The following is a 21,074-nucleotide window of genomic DNA, read 5'->3' as shown; positions in this document are numbered from 1 at the left end:
TATTCATCATGCCCTTTTTTGCTCATCATTACTTACGGCTAATAATTTTTTTAATTCCCCAACAATTTGCTCTTTTGTTAAATTAATTTCCTCAAGTAGTTCATTCACATTACCATGTTCTATATACCGATCAGGGATACCCATTCTTTTAATGTGTGGATGATAACTATTATCGCCTGCAAATTCAAGAACTGCAGAACCAAATCCACCTTTAAGTACTGCTTCTTCTACAGTTAAGATCGGGATGTTTTTAGTCATTCTGTCATGTAAAATTTGTTCATCTAACGGTTTAATAAATCTCGCGTTAATTACTTCAACATGAACACCTTGCTTTTGCAAATATTCGCTGGCGGCAAGTGACATATCAATAGTAGTACCAAACGTTAAAATAACTGCATCCGCACCTTGTTTTAGCACTTCCCATTTACCGATAGGCAATGTTTTTAATTGCTGATCCATGTCAACACCTAAGCCATTTCCTCTTGGGAAACGAACGGCGATTGGGCCATCATCATAAGAAATAGCCGTGTTAACCATATGTTGACACTCATTTTCGTCTTTAGGCATCATAATCACCATATTAGGTAAATGGCGTAAGAATGCAATATCAAAAACTCCTTGATGTGTTTCACCATCAGCTCCTACTAGCCCTGAACGGTCAATACCAAATGTAACGTTCAAGTTTTGACGACAGACATCATGTACTAATTGATCATACGCTCTTTGCAAGAAGGTAGAATAGATCGCAAGAAAAGGTTTCATGCCTTGCGTTGCCAGACCAGCTGACAACGTAGTAGCATGCTGTTCTGCGATTCCTACATCAAATAACCGATCAGGATATTTTTCCTGAAATTTATCCAATTTTGAACCAAGTATCATTGCAGGTGTGATCACTGCAAGGCGCTCATCTTTTCCAGCAATATTTTCTAATGTATCACTAACAACCTGACTCCAAGCTGGTGCTGCATTTGCAGGCTTGATTTTTTCACCTGAATCAATTTTATAAGGACCTACACCGTGCCATTTATCTTTTTTATCTGATTCAGCAGGGTAGTATCCTTTTCCTTTTTGCGTAATAACATGAACAAGTACGGGACCTTGTGTTTTCTTGGCATATTCAATATTTTCCTCTAAATCTTTAAAATCATGACCGTCAACCGGTCCAAAATAAGTAAAACCAAATTCCTCAAACAACATTCCCGGAACCATAAAATATTTCATACTACCCTTCACTCGTTCTGCTGTTTGAGCGATCATACCACCAACCGCAGGAATTCTTTTTAACAAGATTTCTAACTCATCCTTGACACGATTATACTTCCCGGCACTTCTCATTCTTCCCAAAGCATTATGTAATGCCCCGACATTGCCTGCGATAGACATTTCGTTATCATTGAGAATAACCGTGATATTTTTCTTCTCATGCCCAATATGATTTAATGCTTCTAAAGCCATACCACCTGTTAAAGCACCATCACCTATGATTGGTACAACATAATTAGTATCTTTTTTCATATCACGAGCTATCGCCATACCCATAGCCGCTGAAAGTGATGTTGAGCTATGTCCTGTTTCCCAAACGTCATGCTTGCTTTCCGTCATTTTAGGAAAACCGCAAAGTCCTTTATACTGTCTAAGCGTATCAAATTGTTCCGTACGTCCTGTCAGCATTTTATGAATGTAGGATTGGTGACCGACATCAAAAATTAATTTATCTTTAGGACTGCTAAATTGCTTGTGTAATGCGAGCGTCAGTTCTACTACTCCTAGATTGGCCCCTAAATGGCCTCCTGTTACGGATAACTTTTCAATCAAAAACTGGCGAATTTCACCGGCTAAGATTTCTAGTTCTTCCGCATTTAATTGTTTTAGAAATGTTGGACTTTTTATCTTGGTTAGATCCATGAAGGAATCCTCCCTACTATTTATTCAAGATTCGTCTTATTTATTCGACAATACTTTTATTTTAAATTTTTCTTCTGAAAAAGCAATTATTTTACCGACAATAAAAATTATTTTGGTTGAAGAATGAATGGCTAAGAACTTACCCATTGCCTTTCCACCGACAGTTAAAGCAGCAACAAGGCTGGTAAGAATTACGTTAATGGACAAATGAAAAGTTGTACCTTCGCCATAACCAAATCCATTCGAAAGTTGCAATACTACGATAGCGGATGCCGTTCCACTTATTATACCAGAAATATCTCCAATTACATCATTACAAAAACTGGCAAACCGATCAGCATTTCTGACAATCTGTATCGCCTGTTTGGAACCGCTTACCTTCTCTGCTGCCATTGCGTGAAATGGCACTTCATCTGCAGCAGTTGCTGCAATTCCTAGCATATCAAAAAAGACACCAATAAATACAATAATAAATACTATCGCTAACCCAATGATCGACATTACTCCACTTAATATCGCTGAGGATACTATTGAAAAAATAGCCGCTAACACAAACGTGATAACGGCAATGCTCAAACTGAATTTTATCGACTTTTGCAATTGTTTTTTATTCATATAAAAACCTCGTTAATTGGGGACATTTATGTATATAGGAATGGAATGGTCATTTTAAAGGTAAAAACTGCGGCTTAGGTCCAGTAGGTTTTCCCAGACAGATACCGAGTGTTGCCACTCTGGCGGTTCCCCTTTAAACCTGTCTTAGCTTAGTCACCCAATGCTAGACTGGATTACCACTTAGTCCGCACTATAATCCCTTTTAAATGTCCATTTGGAACAGTCTAGGAGATTTCCTCAACAATCCTTAACCGTTTCCTAGCCTCTTTTGCAATGCGAATTTCATACAGAAAAACATGTTCAAAACTAGTGGCCATCCAATTAAGAACACTTTGTTACCTGTAATCCCCTTCGTATCACTCAAGGCAGGCTACGCTACGAATAAGAATTTCCCAATCCTTATTACATAGGTTCATACCCCATTCCATACTTTATGCTTGGCTAAGAATAAAATACAGAGATAGGCCTCCGCGGAAGAAGGGTCGTCGCCCACATGCCTTTGTGGATCGCCCTTCAACCTTAACTCCCAGCATCGACCCAAGGCTGGGCGCCTCAAGCCCACACAAGGAACTTCATCGATGTGCCCTTTGGCGGATTTTTAGGCCCGCCTTCAGAAACAGAGAATTGACTAGAATACTGCACCATCCCATTTACTTACTTTAAATATAACATGTTTCTTGTTTTTTCACAATATTATTACTGGTTTCGTTCACTTAAATAACTACTTATCAAGGCCAGATCTGTATTTTCTAAACCTACCTCTTGCAAGCATTGGACAGCTTCATTTACGTATTTGGCTTTATATCGCTTAGCTCCGTCCAACCCTAGAATACTTGGATAAGTGTTTTTCTCATTATCAATATCACTACCAACACGTTTACCTATTATTGCTTGATCGCCTTCTATGTCTAAAATATCATCTTGAATTTGAAATATAATGCCAAGATAATCACCATATTTCTTTAATATTTCCATTGTACCAAGTGAAGCACCTGCTAAAAACCCGCCAATTACTACAGCAAATGAAATGAGTCTCCCTGTTTTTAAGTGATGAATTCTTTCTAAATTGGAAATGGTGATAGTCTGATTTTCTGCTTCCATATCCAAATATTGGCCGGCAACCATTCCTTCTAATCCACTTGCTTTCGATAACTTGGTCACAATGTTAACTTTTTCTTGGTCGGTATATAAATTTGAAGTAGTAATAACATGAAAACTATTCGTAAGTAAACCATCTCCTGCTAAGATAGCCGTTGCTTCGTCATACTTTTTATGATTAGTTAGTTGTCCTCTGCGATACGTGTCATCATCCATTGCCGGGAGATCATCATGTATCAAGGAATATGTATGGATCATTTCTAACGCAACCGCTGCAGGATATACTTTCTCGGGATCTCCACCTAGTCCTGTACATGTTAATTTCATTAAAAGCGGTCGTAACCTTTTTCCGCCTGCTTCAATGGAATATAGAACGGATTCTTTTAATCGATCAGGTATAGTTAATTCTTTAATGTAAGATGTTAAAGCGGTATTTAATTGTTGTTGTTCTCTCTCTAACATATTTTGTATTGAATGCCCCACTTAATTTTCCTCCTGAATTTCAAAGCTTGAGCGTTTATTATCCTCACGTAATATTTCTTTCATTTGTTTCTCAGCATTGACTAATTTATCGTGGCATATTTTTGACAATTTGGATCCTTCTGCATAATACTCCATTGCTTTTTCTAATGGAACTTCTCCTTCTTCCATTTTGTTTACAATCGATTCTAATTGTTCTAACGCGTCTTCAAATGATAATTCCTTGTTTGTTTCACTCATGTATTATCTCCCCTTCTAATTTCTTGTGCTCTACATTCTACAAGACCATCTGAAAGTTGGATGATTAATTCATTATCCTTTTCAACCTGGTTAACACTTCGAATAATTTCATTTCCCTCCGAATATGTAATCGAATATCCTCTACTCATAATTCGAGTTGGATTTAATAAATCTAGCTGGGCTAAGTTCTTACTAAACAGATTTTTCTTCTGATCCAACTGTTGTTTGTTCGCACGATATAATCGCTTTAATAAATCTTGTACATACTGGTTTTGTTTCTCCAACTGTTTATCAAGACTGAGACGCTGATAACGTTGATCCAAATATTTAAAATAGTCTCTTTTCACTTGAATTGTACGTTGTAATTGTTTCCCCAGCTGGTCCACCGCTCGATCAAGCCTTTGTTCTTTTTCTTCTACTAATCGTTCAGGATATTTGAAGACATATGAATTTTCAATAGAATCCACTTTTTCACGAGAACGCTCCATTTTATTCCGAATATTGTTCTCGATAAATTGATCCATTTTTTTAAGCTTGTCTATTAATTCTATTTGAGATGGTACAGCTATTTCAGCAGCTGCTGTAGGAGTTGGTGCACGTAAATCTGCCACCATATCGCTAATAGTTACATCTGTTTCATGTCCAACAGCAGATATAACGGGAAGTTGGGATTGAAAAATCGCCCTAGCTACTTCCTCTTCATTAAAACTCCATAATTCTTCTAATGATCCCCCGCCACGCCCTATGATCATTAGATCAAGGCTATCGATTTCATTTGCTTTTTTAATAGCGTTCACGATAGAGGTTGATGCCTGTTTACCTTGTACTAAAACAGGAATAATTAAAATATTAGCAATGGGATAACGTCTTTCCATTGTAGTTAATATATCACGGATAGCAGCACCAGTTGGTGAAGTCAATACTGCAATTTGCTGAGGGTATTTCGGTAATGTCTTTTTATGTATCGTATCAAAAAGCCCTTCCTTTGATAGCTGTTTTTTTAATTGTTCAAAAGCTAAGTGGAGTGCACCGATTCCATCTGGCTGTAACTCCTGTATATATAACTGATATTGGCCTTGTGATTCAAAAACACTAACATAACCTCTGATTAACACCTTCATGCCGTCCTCTGGTTGAAAAGTGAGATCTTGATTCTGTCTATGAAACATGACAGCCCGAATGCTGGTATGATCATCTTTTATTGTCAAATACATATGACCTCTTGAATGGTGCTTAAAATTCGATATTTCACCTCTTAACCAAATATGATTGAGATGTCTGTCTACATCAAACTTCTTTTTTATATATTTTGTTAGCGCAGTTACTGATAAATATTTATCTTCCACAACATCATCCCTTTGAATGCATTCTTTGCAAGAAAAGGTCATTCTAATGATAAGAATGACCTTTTCTTTCCATATTAAAATAAGTGCAGCTGTTTCACAAGTTAATTCTTATAATAATCCGTTCGTTTTTTTAGCGGATTTAATTGTGTTATGCATTAACATAGTAATCGTCATCGGACCAACACCTTTTGGAACTGGTGTGATATAGCTTGCTTTTTCTTTAGCAGAATCAAAGTCAACATCCCCAGTAAGAGAACCATCTTCAATGCGGTTAACACCTACATCAATAACAATGGCTCCTTCTTTTATATGATCACCATTTAAAAAATGTGCTTTCCCTACTGCTACTATCAAAATGTCAGCAGACGCTATGTATTGTTCCATATTTTTGGTGCGAGAGTGACAATAGGTAACCGTTGCATTTTCACTTAAAAGTAATTGCCCTACAGGTTTCCCGACAATATTACTTCTCCCAAGTACAACAGCATGCTTTCCTTCTAACGAAATGTTTTTTGATTTCATCATTTGAATAATACCATAAGGTGTACAAGGATAGAAGGTATCTTTTCCAGTCATCATACGACCGATGCTTATCGGGTGAAAACCGTCGACATCTTTCTCTGGCGAAATCGCTTCAATGATTACTTCTTCATCAATTTGAGCTGGTAAAGGCAACTGTACTAAGATTCCATGGACCGAATCTTTATTATTTAGTGTGTCAATTAGAGATAATAACTCCTCTTGTGTAGTGGATTCTGGTAACTCAATTAATTCTGAATCAACTCCAACGTAATCAGACGCTTTTTGCTTCCCTCTCACGTAAGATTTCGAGGCCGGATCTTCACCTATTAATACCACTGTCAACCCCGGAATAATACCTTTATTACGAAGCCCGTTTACTTCTTCCTTCATCTCGTCTCTTAAAGATTGTGCTAGCTCACTACCATAAATAACTTCTGCAGACACAATAGCTCCCCCTTATTTTATCATTTTTGATAATACACCATTGATAAACTTACCTGATTTATCATCACCGAAAACATGCGCAATCTCAATCGCTTCATTGATTACCACACTTTCAGGTGCATCTTTAAAATAAAATAATTCATAAACAGCCATACGAAGTAATGTTCTCTCCACTAAGGCAACTCTTTCCAAAGACCATTTTTCTAAATGACCTTTGATTTTTTCATCAATCTCTTGTTTGTTCGTGGCAACACCATTAACCACATTTAATATAAACGGGTCATGTTCATCCTCATCCAATGTATGTTCCACGGTAGTTGCTAAATCATATTCCTCAGTATCCAATGAAAATAAAATTTGTAATGCTTTCTCACGTGCAATTCTTCGTTTCATGTACTTCTTCTTCTCCTTATCACGGTCATATTCTTCACTTTCAAATGATACCATGTTATCTTTTCGATTGCCATTAAATCTTATCATCCCTCGACAAAAAATATTGATACCAGCAAGATAAGGTAATTACTTATATGTAAAGATGTAATAATGAATAAAAGTCCTATCAGATATTTCTGTAGGACCTTCATTCACTTCAGTATCAAACATTACTCATCTTTTTCATCAATATCTTGTTCCATTTGAACGCCTACAACATGCACATTAATTTCTTTAATTTGAATTGCAGTCATATTTTCTATTCCTTGCCTTACGTTCACTTGTATTTTTTCAGCGACAGTCGGAACAGAATGTCCATAATCCACAACTATATATACGTCAATGGACACAATATCTTCTTTCAGTTCTACTTTAATTCCTTTACCATGTGCTTTTTTCCCTAACCGTTCTGCCACTCCTGATGCAAAATTACCTCTCATGCTTGATACACCTAGTACTTCAGTAGTTGCAATACCTGCAATCACCTCTAATACATCTGGTGCAATTTCGACTTTTCCTAAAGGAGTAGATTCACTAACATTAAGTAATTGGTTTTCAACCATGATAAACACCCCTTTTAACTAAGATTAGTCTTGCTCTTCTTCCATTATACTATAGTTCTCTAAAAAACTTGTATTAAAATCACCATTAACAAATACAGGATGCACCATCATTTTTCTATGGAATGGGATCGTTGTATGAACACCTTCTACTACAAATTCATCCAGTGCACGTTTCATCCGATCAACCGCTTCTTTTCGTGTCTTACCATAAGTAATTAATTTTGCAATCATCGAATCATAATAAGGTGGAATTTGATAGCCCGGATATACCGCTGAATCGACCCTTACACCTAAACCACCTGGGGGTAAATACATTTCTATCTTACCTGCAGATGGCATAAAATCTTTTTCAGGGTTTTCTGCATTAATACGGCATTCCATTGCCCATCCATTAAAAGTAATATCTTCCTGTTTATAGTTAAGTTTCTCATTATTAGCAATGTTGATTTGTTCTTTAATTAGATCTACACCTGTAACCATTTCAGTAACAGGATGCTCTACCTGGATACGTGTATTCATTTCCATAAAATAAAAGCTATTTTCTTTTTTGTCGAAAATAAATTCAATGGTTCCTGCACCAGAATATTGAACGGCTCTTGCAGCCTTAACTGCAGCTTCACCCATCTTTTTTCGCATATCTTCATCAATTGCTGGTGATGGTGTTTCTTCAATTAATTTTTGCAATCTCCTTTGAACGGTACAATCACGTTCGCCAAGGTGTATCACATTGCCATGATTATCTGCTAGAACCTGAATTTCTACATGACGGAAATCTTCAATATATTTTTCCAAATATACACCCGGATTACCAAATGCTTTTTCTGCTTCATTCTGGGTTACACGGATACCTTTTAATAGCTCTTCCTCCGTACGGGCAACGCGAATACCTTTGCCTCCGCCGCCAGCAGTTGCTTTAATAATAACAGGAAATCCTATTTCGTTGGCTACTTTAAGTCCCTCTTCTTCATCTGCTATTATACCATTTGACCCCGGTACCACTGGTACACCTGCTTCTCGCATTGTTTCTCTTGCAACATCTTTTGTACCCATTTTTTGAATAGCATAGGCACTAGGACCAACAAACGTTATATTACATGCATCACAGATCTCAGCAAAATCAGCATTTTCTGATAAGAATCCGTAACCGGGATGAATTGCATCGGTATCAGTTAATGTTGCCACACTCATAATATTAGTAAAGTTTAAATAACTGTCCGTACTTAATTTCGGCCCGATACAATAAGCTTCATCCGCTAATTGTACATGCAATGCATCTCTATCAGCTTCTGAGTATACTGCCACCGTATCTATTCCCATTTCTTTGGCAGATCGAATAATTCTGACTGCTATTTCTCCACGGTTAGCAATTAACAGTTTCTTAATCACAATGTCATCCCCTTATGCCTTCTTGATTCGGAATAATGGTTGTCCATATTCCACTAATTCACCATTTTCTGCTAGTATTTCTGTTATCGTTCCTGTTACATCTGCTTCTATTTCATTAAATAATTTCATCGCTTCTACGATACATACAATGGCATCATCATTTACTTGATCACCAACGTGGACAAATACTGGTTTATCAGGTGATGGTGAACTATAGAATGTTCCTACCATAGGTGAGACAATTTCATGATCATAATCTGCTTTTGGTTGTGCTTCTTCTTTTGTTTCTGTCTCTTCTGTTGAAACTTCAGATTTTGTTGTTGATTCCACATTTACTTGTGGTACTGATTCTTGCGATTGTACTACAGGTTGTGACGTTACTTGTCTTGTATCACCTGTATTTTTTTTAAGTTTAATTTTTCCTCCATTAGCTTCATAAGAGAATTCGTCAATAGTTGATTGATCTAATTTGTCAATTAATTGATTGATTTCTTGTATTGTTAACATTTTTGCACCCCTTCAACTTTGTTACAATTAATAACAGGTACTAATAACTCCTTTTAACATTTTACGCAATAGATCTAGAAACTGCAACCTTTCTTTTTATTGTAAGGAAAGATCGTAAAAATTCTAACTACGAAAAAAATAAAAAATGTCCTCGAGAAATCTCAAGGACAAGTAAACGTATATTGAAACGATAGACACTAGGCTTAACTTGGATTATAGCTGACATCGATTTTTATTTCACCAAATTCATCTTTTGCGTGTTGAATTATTTCATTCGCTTCTGTCGTTGAAAGACTGTCTGCTTGAACAGTTACGACGATATTATTGTCTGATACATTGCGAACAAGCACTTCTTCATAACCATTAAGAGATTTCAATGTTTCCTCGAGTATACTTTCTTTTTTATCTACCACTTCAATTTCTTTCATTGCTTCATACGCTTCATTTTTCTCGTCTGAACTACTTTCACTTGAAGCAACAATTGATTCCAGTCTTTCTTTTTCCCTACTTCTTTGAGTGGTGATTTCCATACGTACTGCTGCGAAATATTCTTCAGAATTAATCGATGATGTATTTAAGCTATCCGTTTCTGTATCTTCTGCTTCCATATTTTCTGTTTCCATACCCTCTATTCCAGTCTCTTCTGTACCCTCTAAAATCGATTCATCAGTTACTTGATCTACGTTGGATGATGATGTCGTTTGATCCTGGTCTTGCTCCTGATCTGCATCAAAATATGCCAAATCTCCTTCAGATGGTGCATTTAAATAATACACACTTAACACAATCATTAAACTTAACATCGTCAACAACCAAACTGTTTGCTTTTTTAACATAGTTTCCCCTCCTAATAAATCTATGTGTTTTTCGGCATTACCGAAACTCGATGAGCCGGTACATCCAACACTTTGGATACGGCTTCTAATACCCACTTTTTCACATCTAGGTTGTCCACGCCATCCGCAACTACCAGTACACCTCTAACTTGAGGTTTTTTGGTCTGAACTAATAACGGAGTTTCTTGTTCACCTTGACGAATGACAACAACGGTTTGTTCTCTAGTTTCATCATCAATTTTTCTCGTACCGCCATTTTGATCTGTTTCATTTGTAATTTGCGAACCTATCACTAAATTTTTCTCGTATACTTGTTCATTTGTGGCATCTAGATTGACCATTACTTCAACTCCTGATACACCTGTGATTTTTTCAAGTAGTTGGATTAAGTCATTTTCAAATGAGGCTTCTAAATCTCCTATCTTTGAAGTTGCATCAGAAGCATCTGATTGTTTCCATGTTTCACTTTCTTCATCGTCTGATGATGATTGAATCATTCTTGGAGGATCAGTTGATTGATTATCTGATTGGTTGGAGCTGAATATATTGCTAATTAACAATATGAAAACTGCTATTAACACCAGCAAAGCAATATACTGCATTTTTGTTGGTCGTTTGTCTTTCGTTTTTAGATTTGACAGAAACTTTTCCATCCATTTAGGCACCTAATTCCTCCTTCCATCCGATATGAATTATATCCTCCTCAACTCCCCACTGATCAGCTAAGAAATTTTTTATTTCTGTTATATCCTGTGGTGGAGATTCAGAAGCCTGAGGTAATGAGTCGCCAATTTGTATATTCACCTCTTCAACTCTGGCAGAAGTATCATCTTTGTTGGCAAGTTTTACATATATACGCTCCAGTTCATTTTCTTCAGAAGTTGGATTACTTGCCCAATTTGCTTCCAGATCCACAATTTGATAATTGTACGTTTCTTGCAACTCCTCCTCTACTATATTTTCCATTTGGACAACCATCTCTTCTAATACATATGCAGATTGTATCTGTTCTATTTCACTTTTCTGCTGATTCATTCCATTTTCTATTTTGGATTCAACAGATGGGTCGCTATTTGTTGCAATTAATTGATCTACCATTTTATGAACATCTACATTAAAAATAGAAAGCAATGGTTGCAGAATAATTAAAATAAGTAATAACCCCACTACCAATTTCACATATTGTTTTAGGGTGGAACTGGGAAGAATGAGATCAACTATCATTGCTAGAATCATATAAATTATAATTTGCAATATCCAACCTGATAGGTATTCAATGATTCTCCCCCCCTATCTCACCATCATAGTCAAATTACTGGATATAATAAGAATTACAATAGTAAAGAAAAACATAAATGTAACTAATAATAGCGCAGCAAATAAGTAAAGGATGTGCTTACCAATAATGTCCAAACATTCTATGACTGGTCCGTCACCAATAGGTTGTAAAATAGCAGTAGCTACTCTATACATTAAAGAGATCGTAAAAATCTTGATTGCTGGGAACAATACGATCCCAATTAAAATCACTACACCAATCATGCCAATGCCATTCTTAATTAAAATGGTTGCACTTAATACAGTATCGGTGGCATCTGTGAAAATCCTGCCGATCACCGGGATAAAATTACCGGTTACAAATTTAGCAGTTTTCATCGCAATACCATCTTGAATCGCACTTGCAGCTCCTTGTACTGATATAACCCCAAGAAAAACCGTTAGAAGGATCCCCATTAAGCTAATCGCTATATTTTTTATTAAATTAGCTAATTTTGTTGCTTTATACTCTGGACTAATGGTGCTTACAATATGAAGAATCGCTGAGATTAATATTAACGGAATAACAATCTTGGAGATCACAAGTACACTGGTATGAATTAGAAAAATAATGATAGGATGGAAAAATGATATGGTAACAAGGTTTCCAAGAGAAGCTAATATTCCTAACAACAGCGGCAATAAAGCAATTAAAAAATTTTGGGCCATTTCCACTGTATCAAGTACATAACTAGAGGCCAGCTGGAAGCTTTTCAGTGCTATAATGATCAACATTGTATAAACAATCGCGTATGCTACTTTACTAACGACTTGATTTTCAAATGCATTTTGAATGGTTTGTAACATCAAACAAAATAATGTTAGTAGCATTAATGTCGCTAGTAATTTACCATTCTCCACAATCTCATAAAAGAAGAAACGGAGAAATCCTTCTAACCAATCTTTAATGGAGAGACTTCCATCTCCTTTTACGATAGACCATATATTTTCTTTATTGAGTTCTGGAAGTGCATCTTGATATTCATCCCCTAAGTAATCCCAATACCCCTCTAGTTCGCTCCCTTCAATCATCTGTTGGTAGGCATCTGTTTGATTGGTGATTTCTGCTGAAAGTTGTACAGGAATAATAAAAAAGAAAAGTACCATAATGAAAGTAAGTTTTCTAGTAAAGTTCATATATATCCTTCCTAACTATGTGATCGGAAAAATATTTATTATCGTTTCAATTAATGATTTGAATATAGGAATAGCCAAAATGAGGATAAACACTTTTCCTATCATTTCAATTTTGACAGCTACTGATTCTAAACCAGCATCTTTTACAATGTTTGCTCCAATTTCTGTAATATAGGAAATCCCAATGATTTGAAGTATGGTCTTGATATATATTTCATTAATGTTTGCCTCTTCACCTAAATAAGTAATGAGATGAAGAATTTCCTGTACATACTGAATAACAAAAACAAAAAAATAGAGAACAGTTAAAACAATAATAAGAAATGCAATACTGGGCTGCTTGTCCTTCAATAATAAAAACAGAACTGATGCTATAATTCCTACACTGATTACTTCAAAGATTTCCATAAACCATTATCCTTTTAGAAAAAATACAGCTCTTATCTGCTGGAATAAATCCGAAATACTGTTAAGCACAAATAACAAAACGATAATAAAACCAACCAAACTTACAAATTGAGCATATTCCTCTTTCCCCATTTGCTTTAATATAGTATGAATCATCGCAACGATAATTCCGATGCCTGCAATTTGAAATAAAACACTTGTATCTCCAATCACGTGATATCTCCTCTCTATAGCAAGAGTAAAACGATAAATGTACCAACCAGAAATCCAACACTTCTTGACATTTTCCCATAGCGATGATTCCTTTCTTCTGCCTCTGTCAGCTTTCTTTCTAAGTGGTTAATCGTTAAGCGAATATATTTTTGTTGCTGGATAATATCATGCTGTCCCAACGTTCTGCCAAATTGTTGAAGAATTTCTTTGTCTTCTAATTGTAGTGGATGTTTGTTATAAAACTTATCCACGTGTTTTTCCCAAATAGGATAGAGCTGTTCTTTATCCTGTTGAATATCTCCTGCAATATTTTTAAAAAGAGTGGAAATCGGGTTTGGTATCTGTTCAGATACAGAAGTTAAAGACTCTTTAATGGTTGCCTGACTATAGACAATTTCAGCCTCCAGGATTTGTAATGCATTTTTGAACAATCTAATGAACCTGGGTCGGTTAGCAAGGTTTTTGGCATACTCATGTCCAATCCAGGTTAAAGATCCTATGATGAATACACACGCCAGAAACTTGATCATAACATCACACTTCTCTGATAAAGAGGTTGTCCTTTATCATTTGAAATTTCTGTAACTTCTCCTGCTTTACGCTGATTGGAAAGGACAACAAATCGCTGAAATATGTTTTTCCGCAGTAAATTTTGAATCGTTGGTCGTTTGCTAATATCAGACAATGACCTACCATGAACGGTACAAACTAGTTGAACACCCGCATGGATGACTTCATCAATAGCTTCCGCATCCCGCTCACTTCCAATTTCATCAACAATAATGACATCAGGTGACATGGAGCGAACAAACATCATCATTCCCTCCGCCTTTGGACAGCGATCTAGTACATCAATTCTTGGTGCTAATAAATGCTGTGGGACACCATTGATAGAAGCACATATTTCAGATCGTTCATCGACAATCGCTGTTTTAAGTTCGAGCTTTGAACTAGCACTTGCACAATAATTCGCAAGATCTCTTAAAAATGTTGTTTTCCCTGATTGCGGTGGACCTATAATTAATGTGTTTTGAACGGTATCTGTCATAAGATAAGATAGATAAGGCTGAATGATACCGAATTGAGGTTTTGCAATCCTTATATTAAAGGAACTCACATGGTGTATCGCCTTTACTTGTTTATTTTCTAATATGACAGAACCTGAAATACCAATTCGGTGGCCACCTTGAATAGTAATAAATCCATGTCTCAACTCTTCTTCTAGTCGATATAAAGAAAAGTCACTAATTTTGTTGAGGAACATTTTTGCATCTGATTGGCTAAAAAATGTCTGTTTTAACCACGTCACATCCTTGCCATCATTTAACTCAACTGGTTGATTCACTCTTAGTCTAATCTCCTGTATATCTATCTCTTCCTTACCTAGAAAAAAGTCAATTTGTTCAGAGATGTGGCTCGGAAGTATTTTTAAAACACTATCCATAAACATTTCCTCTTTTCATAAGCTATTTCTATAAACATTCTATGCGAGCCACTAGTAGATATAACCAAAGATAGATAAGAGCATTAGAAAAACTAAGTCTTCCCAAGTCCATACGTCAAAAACCCGTATACCATAATCTATGAACTCATAAAACAAAAAAACCGGACAATAAACTGCCCGATTCCATACCTCATATTACGTAGTAGATACAAACTGCGCACTAGTGAAAATTTTCTTTGGTAAGCCTCCTTTCTTTCGGAAATGGAGTGCTAGACATCGCTGCGGAAAAATACTCCCTTTCCGTGGGCACGGCTTCAGCTTCCTCGCTCACATACGTTCGCTGCGGGATCTTCAGCTCGCGCTGTTCCCACAGGAGTGTCGCATTTTTCCGCAGCTTAGTGTGCATTTTTATCATGCAAGAAGAAATCCATAGAATATCATTCCATAGTTCTCTTTTTTCGATAATCAGAACACTACGCAAAGCGGAGGCAAGATACGTAGACTCCTACGGGAACAGCGCGAGCCGAAGACCCCGCAAGAAAACGTTCTTTGTTTTCTGAGGAGGCTAAGGCCGTGCCCGTGGAAAGCGAAGTATCTTGCCGTAGCGCGTATTGTAGCAATCATCAAAATGCAGAATGGAAGGAAGTTCTTTATAGAGTTACTGCGCAGTTTATGGTTTCTGTTCACGATTATGTGCTTACTAGATAATAATGGATCTATTTGGATAAAGTTTGTCAATAAAAGAAAAACTACTAAGTGATTATCACTTAGTAGTTATGGTTCCTATGTAGTAAATTAAGCGCGGGAAATATATTTACCTTCTGCTGTAGAGATTACTAATACATCTCCTTGATTAACAAAGAAAGGTACTTGAACTATTAAACCTGTTTCTAGTGTTGCTGGCTTGGTTCCTCCACTCGCTGTATCACCTTTTATTCCAGGTTCTGTTTCTGTTACAGTGAGTTCAACGTTATTAGGTAATTCTACTCCGATAGTTTCTGCTTCATATGTTAAAATATTTACTTCCATGTTTTCTTTAATAAATTGTAGTTCTCGTTCAATCTGATCTGCTTGGAGCTCTGTTTGTTCGAATGACTTAGTGTCCATAAATGTATGGGTATCACCAGAACCATATAAGTATTGCATTTTACGATTTTCAATATGTGCTCTGTTTACTTTTTCCCCACCACGGAACGTTTTTTCCTGAATATTACCGCTACGGAGGTTTCGCAATTTGGAACGAACGAATGCAGCACCTTTACCCGGTTTCACATGTTGGAAATCCATTACTTGCCAAATACCTCCATCTACCTCTATTGTTAAACCTGTTTTAAAATCATTTACTGAAATCATCTAATTCCTCCTCTAAAATGTTTACGATACTGGTAAGCGAATTAAGTCCTTAGGTGAATGTGTTAATCGTTCATGGCCATCTTCGGTTATTATAATGTCATCTTCAATGCGGCATCCACCAACGTTTGGAACATAGATTCCTGGTTCAACAGTTACTACCATCCCCGGTTCCAACACAGCATCAGAGCGAAATGATAGTCCGGGCATTTCATGCACATCTAGTCCCAGTCCATGGCCTGTAGAGTGACCAAAGTATTTGCCGTAGCCTTTATGATCAATATGGTCTCTTGTTAAGGCATCAGCTTGTTTTGCAGTTATTCCCGCTTTTATTCCTTCTACACCTTTTACTTGTGCTTCAAGAACTGTATTATAGATCGTCGCTAATTCTTCTGATATATCCCCAACGGCAATCGTTCTCGTAATATCTGAAGCATATCCTTCATATAACGCACCAAAATCCAATGTTACTAATTCGCCTGACTGAATTTCTTTTGATGATGCTACACCGTGCGGTAATGCAGAACGATAACCGGAGGCTACTATAATATCAAAGCTTGATGAAGTAGCGCCTTGCTTTCTCATAAAGAATTCTAATTCATTGGAAATGTCGATCTCTTTTACTCCCGGTTTTATGTAATCTAAAATATGGTCAAACGCATCATCGGCAATTTTACAAGCATCTTTTATTATACTAATCTCATCTTGATCTTTAATCAAGCGTAATTTCTCAATCAATCCGCCTGAGGGAATCAAGTTTGCTTTTACTGCTTTATTATATTTTTCATACAGACCGTAAGTCATGCCCTCTTTTTCAAACCCAACAGATTCGATTGACAATGACTTTACTAATTCTGCGACTTCGTCTTGAATTGGTCCTTTATGTTCCTTAATGTCAAACCCTATAACCTGATCACTCGCTTGCTCAGTGTAGCGGAAATCAGTAACAAAGAAAGCATCGTTATTGGTAATAAGTGCTACACCTGAGGTGCCAGTAAAACCAGTGAGGTATCGAATATTAACCGGACTGGTTATTAATAAGCCATCCATTCTTTCATGTTTTAATAAATTCCATAATTTCTCAAGACGTTTCATCCCAAACTCCCTTTCTATAAATTACTTTCTAAAAAATACATCGCTGCTAAACGATATCCATTTGTACCTAAACCTACAATTTGACCGCTACAAACAGGAGCTAACATGGAAGTATGACGAAATGACTCTCGCTTATGTACATTAGATATGTGTACCTCGATAACTGGAACTGTAATAGAGCTGATTGCATCTCTTAGCGCAATACTAGTATGTGTATATGCCCCGGGATTAAAAATGATCCCATGATATTTTCCTTCTGCCTCATGGATCCAATCAATTAATTCTCCCTCATGATTGGATTGGCTAGAATCTAATTGATATTGATATGGTTCCAGCACACTTCGTACTTTTTTCTCAATATCCTCTAATGTTTCACTGCCATATACATCTGGTTCTCTTTTACCTAAACGATTTAAATTCGGTCCATTTAATAAAAGTAACTTTCCCATTTCCTTCACTCCATCTCCAACAAGCTTTCTTCACTATATTAACATAGTTATTTAATTATTTTCACCCCTGTGCTGCTGATAAGCAAAAGAAATAGAGTACCCGATAAACACACTATATAAAATGAATAAACAAACCGTAGTAACCACTGTATCACTATCTAATTCATAAAAAGGTGGTATATTGGTAAAAATCGGTTCAAATAACCAAAAAATAATAAACCATAAGACAATTCCCGTCATTATACCTGGTAATATTCCTGGAAACTTTTTTAATACAACATAATATAATAATGCTAATCCAATGGATAATAAACTAATAATACATATTGAAATAACTTCCCCTAGCCATTGATCAGACCATTTTGTTTGCAACCATGACCGTAACACAAAACTTTTGGGAGTTACCTTCGTAAAGCTAAAGTAACCGGCAACCGCAGCTACTGTCGCCCAGATAAGCCCGCCAAAAATTCCAATACTAATTGTTTTTGGAATTAAAGAAATTTCATCATGTTGATTTTTTCTATGATTCACACGTCTCAATATTATCACCTCAAAAATAGGCTAACCAAAATCAATTTTTTCATGCTAAATGTCCTTAAACTCTAGTTATTTTGCTTTCTTTCTAATACAATAAAAATAAAGCGCTTTAATACCATTGTTTAAAGTAATTTTAAATTTCTTGTATAAAATCCAGCAAATAACGGGTATAACTATAGAAAGTACTTTAATTCGTGTATACTTTATGTAAAGGAGGAAGCTAAAATGAATCGAAACATAGGTTCTATCGTTGTTTATGCATTAATCGGTTTAGCTGTGTTCGGTTTTATCTCATTCCTAATTACTGACACACTCGGTTTACTAAAATTCCTATTTATATCCTTGTTAATCGGTGCAGCAATGTTTGGTTTAGTGTACTTCTTCTTTTTAAGAAGACGAACACCTAATGAACTCAGAAAATATCGTAAAGCTGTGAAACAATCGAAACAAAAATATAAATACCAACAAAATAATAATCGTATGCAACCTAGCCCTATCAAACATAATGTAGCAACTAAGAAATCACCTCGACCATTAAAAACTAGAAAAAATCACACACACTTGAGGGTTATCGAGGGTAATAAACAAAAGAAAAAGAACAGAGCGTCGTTATAATACGTGCGCTCTGTTCTTTTTTTATAAGGACCACTTAGATAAAAATTGCATCGTCCGTTGATACCCTAATTCCATTAATTCTTGCTTTTTATCCAATGTAATATCAAAATCTGTAGCACTTACATCATCGATAGGAAAAAACAAAATGTCTTTCGCTACATTTTCTGCAATGTATCTTGTATCATAGGCTTTTCTCATCGTACCTATCACTGCCTTTAACATATCAATAGCATTCTTGATTTTCTGATTATAATAATATTGTGCAGGGTCTGTTAATTGCAAACCTAAGATCGGGCGATCTCGCTTTTTATTACCTCGATCGTATAACCATAATGGGAAATTACTTAAAATCATACCATCGACAATAATACTTTTTTGTCTTGTGAGAGGATTGATAATTTTAGAAGGACGAAAAAAATAAGGTATGGAGATACTGCTACGAACTGCTCTCGAGATAGAAAAATAATCTGCTTCTATATGATAATTTTTCATCAGATCATTCGGAAATACCACAACACGATTTAACGTTAAATCTGCAGCAACGATCTTTAATTTCCCTGGTGGCAGATCTGAAAAAGAAGACAAACCTTTCTCCATCAATTTTTCATTCAACCAATCTTCAAAATAATTACCTCGATATAATCCCATGGTGTTATATAAAGTTAACCATTTTAAAAAAGGAAGCAAACTACTCCATTTCGATTGATCAAGGAAATTTTCAAGGGGTAACTCTAAAAAAATCTCTTTCATTTCTTTTGCTGTATAACCAGCCGCAATCAACGTAGCAAAGAGGGCTCCTGCAGATGTACCAGCGACTCTTTCAAATTGTATGTTCTTTTCTTCAAATGCCTGGATCGCACCTAAAAACGCAAAAGCTTTAACACCACCACCTGAGAAAACCCCATCAATTTTCATGATATCACCCTATCTAACTGGTATCACATTATATATATACATTTGTACCAGTAGATAGAACTTGTTAACCTAATCCTTTTTAGACTGAAAATCCTTTAATTCCTTGGAGCGCTCAGGATCTTCTAAAAATTGCACCAGATTACCAATACGATCTATTGAATTCCAGCTGAGATGATGCTCTATTCCTTCAACATCAGTATAAATATTTTTTTCATCAACACCAATGATCCTTAGGAATTTTTCCAATAATTCATGTCTATATACTAATCTTTCCCCTACTTTTTTTCCTTTCGAAGTTAAGATAAGCCCCTGATACTTTTCATAATTCAAATAGGCATCCCGATCTAATTTCTGTACCATTTTCGTCACAGATGACGGTTGTACTTGTAAAGCTTCAGCTATTGCTGAAACTCTTGCATACCCTTTTGTTTCCATGAGTATATAAATTTGTTCTATGTAATCTTCCATTGTGGGTGTAGGCATATACATCCTCCATTACTATATATATTATGTAAATAAAAGCATACAATAGAATCACAGGTGAGACAAGACATCTCTTAAAATCCAATCTTTAAAATTTTTTTCTTTATTTCACACTATTAAATGGTATAATCCTTTTTAGAGGATTTTTTAGAAAAACATTGGGGGATTCAAAAATGACAGAATTATACATTCTAATCGGTATATTAATTGCCTTTATTTTATTTACCGTATACCGCTATTTCAAACAAAAAAAAATACTAAAACCATTATCGGAAAATGAATTTCGTGAAGGTTATCGTAAAGCACAGCTTATTGATGTAAGAGAACCGAAGGAATATGACGGTGGTCACATTCTTGGTGCCAGAAACATTCCTCTAACTCAATTAAAACAGCGTTTAACAGAATTAAGGCAAGATAAACCTGTTTACTTATATTGCCAGAATGGTTCACGTTCTACGAGAGCGGCATTAATCCTTAATAAACAAGGATATAAAGACCTCTATCAATTACAAGGCGGATATAAAAAATGGACAGGCAAAATTAAGAAAACCAAAAAATTAGATTATTAAGCAAAAGTCGAGTGTCTACACTCGACTTTTTTATTTACATGACAAGCAAATGTTAACGTAAATTTACTGATTTTCATTAATTCCCCATTGTTATACATTCTCTTTTTATACCACCAACCACAGTAAACATAAACTACGAAATAACTCTGTATAGGATTTGCTCCCTTC

26 protein-coding genes are annotated in these 21,074 nt (G+C 35.8%); 2 read left to right on the top strand and 24 right to left on the bottom strand.

Translation table 11 applies throughout. From position 1 onward, the window contains the following. Window positions 1-6: 6 nt before the first annotated feature. From dxs to BM121_RS09190, 22 genes are all read right to left on the bottom strand, one after another. Complete coding sequence (dxs, locus tag BM121_RS09300; RefSeq protein ID WP_091483363.1) at window positions 7-1,905, bottom strand: 1-deoxy-D-xylulose-5-phosphate synthase; 1,899 nt, start codon at window positions 1,903-1,905, stop codon at window positions 7-9. Window positions 1,906-1,941: 36 nt separating this feature from the next. Continuing rightward, window positions 1,942-2,520: a hypothetical protein gene (locus tag BM121_RS09295; RefSeq protein ID WP_091483362.1), complete on the bottom strand. Its 579-nt coding sequence runs from the start codon at window positions 2,518-2,520 to the stop codon at window positions 1,942-1,944. Window positions 2,521-3,216: 696 nt separating this feature from the next. Beyond that, window positions 3,217-4,101 carry a polyprenyl synthetase family protein gene (locus tag BM121_RS09290; protein WP_091483361.1) on the bottom strand — a complete coding sequence of 295 codons (885 nt, stop codon included), beginning with the start codon at window positions 4,099-4,101 and terminating at the stop codon, window positions 3,217-3,219. Beyond that, window positions 4,102-4,338 (bottom strand): exodeoxyribonuclease VII small subunit, encoded by a 237-nt coding sequence (gene xseB, locus BM121_RS09285; RefSeq protein WP_091483360.1) that lies wholly within the window; start codon window positions 4,336-4,338, stop codon window positions 4,102-4,104. After that, window positions 4,335-5,684 carry an exodeoxyribonuclease VII large subunit gene (gene xseA / locus BM121_RS09280; RefSeq protein WP_139220259.1) on the bottom strand — a complete coding sequence of 450 codons (1,350 nt, stop codon included), beginning with the start codon at window positions 5,682-5,684 and terminating at the stop codon, window positions 4,335-4,337. Before xseA ends, xseB begins: the two co-directional genes overlap by 4 nt. Before the next feature lie 108 nt (window positions 5,685-5,792). Continuing rightward, entirely contained in the window at window positions 5,793-6,650 is an 858-nt protein-coding gene (gene folD / locus BM121_RS09275) for a bifunctional methylenetetrahydrofolate dehydrogenase/methenyltetrahydrofolate cyclohydrolase FolD (RefSeq protein WP_091483358.1), read from the bottom strand. A gap of 12 nt (window positions 6,651-6,662) precedes the next feature. Next, complete coding sequence (nusB, locus tag BM121_RS09270) at window positions 6,663-7,043, bottom strand: transcription antitermination factor NusB (protein WP_091483357.1); 381 nt, start codon at window positions 7,041-7,043, stop codon at window positions 6,663-6,665. A gap of 209 nt (window positions 7,044-7,252) precedes the next feature. Next, window positions 7,253-7,645 carry an Asp23/Gls24 family envelope stress response protein gene (locus BM121_RS09265; protein WP_091483356.1) on the bottom strand — a complete coding sequence of 131 codons (393 nt, stop codon included), beginning with the start codon at window positions 7,643-7,645 and terminating at the stop codon, window positions 7,253-7,255. Window positions 7,646-7,669: 24 nt separating this feature from the next. Next, the gene (gene accC / locus BM121_RS09260; RefSeq protein WP_091483355.1) at window positions 7,670-9,031 is read right to left on the bottom strand and encodes an acetyl-CoA carboxylase biotin carboxylase subunit; all 1,362 of its coding nucleotides are present in this window, start codon (window positions 9,029-9,031) and stop codon (window positions 7,670-7,672) included. Between the two features lie 12 nt (window positions 9,032-9,043). Further along, complete coding sequence (gene accB, locus BM121_RS09255; protein WP_091483354.1) at window positions 9,044-9,538, bottom strand: acetyl-CoA carboxylase biotin carboxyl carrier protein; 495 nt, start codon at window positions 9,536-9,538, stop codon at window positions 9,044-9,046. Between the two features lie 203 nt (window positions 9,539-9,741). After that, entirely contained in the window at window positions 9,742-10,374 is a 633-nt protein-coding gene (locus BM121_RS09250) for a SpoIIIAH-like family protein (protein WP_091483353.1), read from the bottom strand. 20 nt (window positions 10,375-10,394) lie between these two features. Continuing rightward, window positions 10,395-11,039, bottom strand: a complete 645-nt coding sequence (gene spoIIIAG, locus BM121_RS09245) for a stage III sporulation protein AG (protein ID WP_091483352.1) — start codon at window positions 11,037-11,039, stop codon at window positions 10,395-10,397. Continuing rightward, entirely contained in the window at window positions 11,032-11,652 is a 621-nt protein-coding gene (gene spoIIIAF / locus BM121_RS09240; protein ID WP_281244816.1) for a stage III sporulation protein AF, read from the bottom strand. Before spoIIIAF ends, spoIIIAG begins: the two co-directional genes overlap by 8 nt. A gap of 12 nt (window positions 11,653-11,664) precedes the next feature. Further along, window positions 11,665-12,828, bottom strand: coding sequence for a stage III sporulation protein AE (gene spoIIIAE, locus BM121_RS09235; RefSeq protein ID WP_091483350.1), 1,164 nt, complete (start codon window positions 12,826-12,828; stop codon window positions 11,665-11,667). Between the two features lie 15 nt (window positions 12,829-12,843). Further along, window positions 12,844-13,236, bottom strand: coding sequence for a stage III sporulation protein AD (spoIIIAD, locus tag BM121_RS09230; RefSeq protein WP_091483349.1), 393 nt, complete (start codon window positions 13,234-13,236; stop codon window positions 12,844-12,846). A 6-nt stretch (window positions 13,237-13,242) separates the two neighbouring features. Beyond that, the gene (gene spoIIIAC, locus BM121_RS09225) at window positions 13,243-13,449 is read right to left on the bottom strand and encodes a stage III sporulation protein AC (protein WP_018934528.1); all 207 of its coding nucleotides are present in this window, start codon (window positions 13,447-13,449) and stop codon (window positions 13,243-13,245) included. A gap of 14 nt (window positions 13,450-13,463) precedes the next feature. Then, a complete protein-coding gene (spoIIIAB, locus tag BM121_RS09220; protein ID WP_091483348.1) occupies window positions 13,464-13,979 on the bottom strand; it encodes a stage III sporulation protein SpoIIIAB in 516 nt (171 codons plus the stop codon). Next, window positions 13,976-14,893 carry a stage III sporulation protein AA gene (spoIIIAA, locus tag BM121_RS09215; protein ID WP_091483347.1) on the bottom strand — a complete coding sequence of 306 codons (918 nt, stop codon included), beginning with the start codon at window positions 14,891-14,893 and terminating at the stop codon, window positions 13,976-13,978. The genes spoIIIAB and spoIIIAA overlap by 4 nt, the downstream gene beginning before the upstream one ends. Window positions 14,894-15,688: 795 nt before the next feature. After that, window positions 15,689-16,246: an elongation factor P gene (efp, locus tag BM121_RS09205; protein WP_091483345.1), complete on the bottom strand. Its 558-nt coding sequence runs from the start codon at window positions 16,244-16,246 to the stop codon at window positions 15,689-15,691. Window positions 16,247-16,267: 21 nt separating this feature from the next. Further along, window positions 16,268-17,338 (bottom strand): M24 family metallopeptidase, encoded by a 1,071-nt coding sequence (locus BM121_RS09200; RefSeq protein ID WP_091483344.1) that lies wholly within the window; start codon window positions 17,336-17,338, stop codon window positions 16,268-16,270. Window positions 17,339-17,352: 14 nt separating this feature from the next. After that, the gene (gene aroQ / locus BM121_RS09195) at window positions 17,353-17,787 is read right to left on the bottom strand and encodes a type II 3-dehydroquinate dehydratase (RefSeq protein WP_091483343.1); all 435 of its coding nucleotides are present in this window, start codon (window positions 17,785-17,787) and stop codon (window positions 17,353-17,355) included. Window positions 17,788-17,838: 51 nt separating this feature from the next. Further along, window positions 17,839-18,318, bottom strand: coding sequence for a YqhR family membrane protein (locus tag BM121_RS09190; RefSeq protein WP_245780780.1), 480 nt, complete (start codon window positions 18,316-18,318; stop codon window positions 17,839-17,841). Between the two features lie 231 nt (window positions 18,319-18,549). On the opposite strand from BM121_RS09190, the gene BM121_RS09185 reads away from it, so the two are divergent. Then, window positions 18,550-18,939 (top strand): SA1362 family protein, encoded by a 390-nt coding sequence (locus tag BM121_RS09185; RefSeq protein ID WP_091483341.1) that lies wholly within the window; start codon window positions 18,550-18,552, stop codon window positions 18,937-18,939. A 21-nt stretch (window positions 18,940-18,960) separates the two neighbouring features. Here the strand turns inward: BM121_RS09185 and BM121_RS09180 are convergent, their stop codons facing one another. Both BM121_RS09180 and mntR read right to left on the bottom strand, forming a co-directional pair. Then, window positions 18,961-19,854, bottom strand: coding sequence for a patatin-like phospholipase family protein (locus tag BM121_RS09180; RefSeq protein WP_091483340.1), 894 nt, complete (start codon window positions 19,852-19,854; stop codon window positions 18,961-18,963). A gap of 69 nt (window positions 19,855-19,923) precedes the next feature. Then, window positions 19,924-20,337 carry a transcriptional regulator MntR gene (gene mntR, locus BM121_RS09175; protein WP_091483339.1) on the bottom strand — a complete coding sequence of 138 codons (414 nt, stop codon included), beginning with the start codon at window positions 20,335-20,337 and terminating at the stop codon, window positions 19,924-19,926. Window positions 20,338-20,510: 173 nt separating this feature from the next. Between mntR and BM121_RS09170 the strand changes: the two genes are divergently transcribed. Beyond that, on the top strand, window positions 20,511-20,906 hold the full coding sequence (locus BM121_RS09170; protein ID WP_091483338.1) for a rhodanese-like domain-containing protein: 396 nt from the start codon (window positions 20,511-20,513) through the stop codon (window positions 20,904-20,906). Window positions 20,907-21,074: the final 168 nt, after the last annotated feature.

Source organism: Gracilibacillus orientalis (assembly GCF_900114645.1).
Classification (GTDB): domain Bacteria; phylum Bacillota; class Bacilli; order Bacillales; family Amphibacillaceae; genus Gracilibacillus; species Gracilibacillus orientalis.
The sequence above is the reverse complement of the archived record's forward strand: the minus strand, read 5'-3'. Positions and strand labels throughout refer to the sequence as shown.

Excerpts from the sequence above, each read along its gene's own strand:
- dxs (WP_091483363.1), bottom strand. The coding sequence starts at position 1,905 with ATGGATCTAACCAAGATAAAAAGTCCAACATTTCTAAAACAATTAAAT.
- BM121_RS09295 (WP_091483362.1), bottom strand. The coding sequence starts at position 2,520 with ATGAATAAAAAACAATTGCAAAAGTCGATAAAATTCAGTTTGAGCATT.
- xseB (WP_091483360.1), bottom strand. The coding sequence starts at position 4,338 with ATGAGTGAAACAAACAAGGAATTATCATTTGAAGACGCGTTAGAACAA.
- nusB (WP_091483357.1), bottom strand. The coding sequence starts at position 7,043 with ATGAAACGAAGAATTGCACGTGAGAAAGCATTACAAATTTTATTTTCA.
- BM121_RS09265 (WP_091483356.1), bottom strand. The coding sequence starts at position 7,645 with ATGGTTGAAAACCAATTACTTAATGTTAGTGAATCTACTCCTTTAGGA.
- accB (WP_091483354.1), bottom strand. The coding sequence starts at position 9,538 with ATGTTAACAATACAAGAAATCAATCAATTAATTGACAAATTAGATCAA.
- BM121_RS09250 (WP_091483353.1), bottom strand. The coding sequence starts at position 10,374 with ATGTTAAAAAAGCAAACAGTTTGGTTGTTGACGATGTTAAGTTTAATG.
- spoIIIAE (WP_091483350.1), bottom strand. The coding sequence starts at position 12,828 with ATGAACTTTACTAGAAAACTTACTTTCATTATGGTACTTTTCTTTTTT.
- spoIIIAD (WP_091483349.1), bottom strand. The coding sequence starts at position 13,236 with ATGGAAATCTTTGAAGTAATCAGTGTAGGAATTATAGCATCAGTTCTG.
- spoIIIAB (WP_091483348.1), bottom strand. The coding sequence starts at position 13,979 with ATGATCAAGTTTCTGGCGTGTGTATTCATCATAGGATCTTTAACCTGG.
- spoIIIAA (WP_091483347.1), bottom strand. The coding sequence starts at position 14,893 with ATGGATAGTGTTTTAAAAATACTTCCGAGCCACATCTCTGAACAAATT.
- efp (WP_091483345.1), bottom strand. The coding sequence starts at position 16,246 with ATGATTTCAGTAAATGATTTTAAAACAGGTTTAACAATAGAGGTAGAT.
- BM121_RS09200 (WP_091483344.1), bottom strand. The coding sequence starts at position 17,338 with ATGAAACGTCTTGAGAAATTATGGAATTTATTAAAACATGAAAGAATG.
- aroQ (WP_091483343.1), bottom strand. The coding sequence starts at position 17,787 with ATGGGAAAGTTACTTTTATTAAATGGACCGAATTTAAATCGTTTAGGT.
- BM121_RS09185 (WP_091483341.1), top strand. The coding sequence starts at position 18,550 with ATGAATCGAAACATAGGTTCTATCGTTGTTTATGCATTAATCGGTTTA.
- BM121_RS09180 (WP_091483340.1), bottom strand. The coding sequence starts at position 19,854 with ATGAAAATTGATGGGGTTTTCTCAGGTGGTGGTGTTAAAGCTTTTGCG.
- mntR (WP_091483339.1), bottom strand. The coding sequence starts at position 20,337 with ATGCCTACACCCACAATGGAAGATTACATAGAACAAATTTATATACTC.
- BM121_RS09170 (WP_091483338.1), top strand. The coding sequence starts at position 20,511 with ATGACAGAATTATACATTCTAATCGGTATATTAATTGCCTTTATTTTA.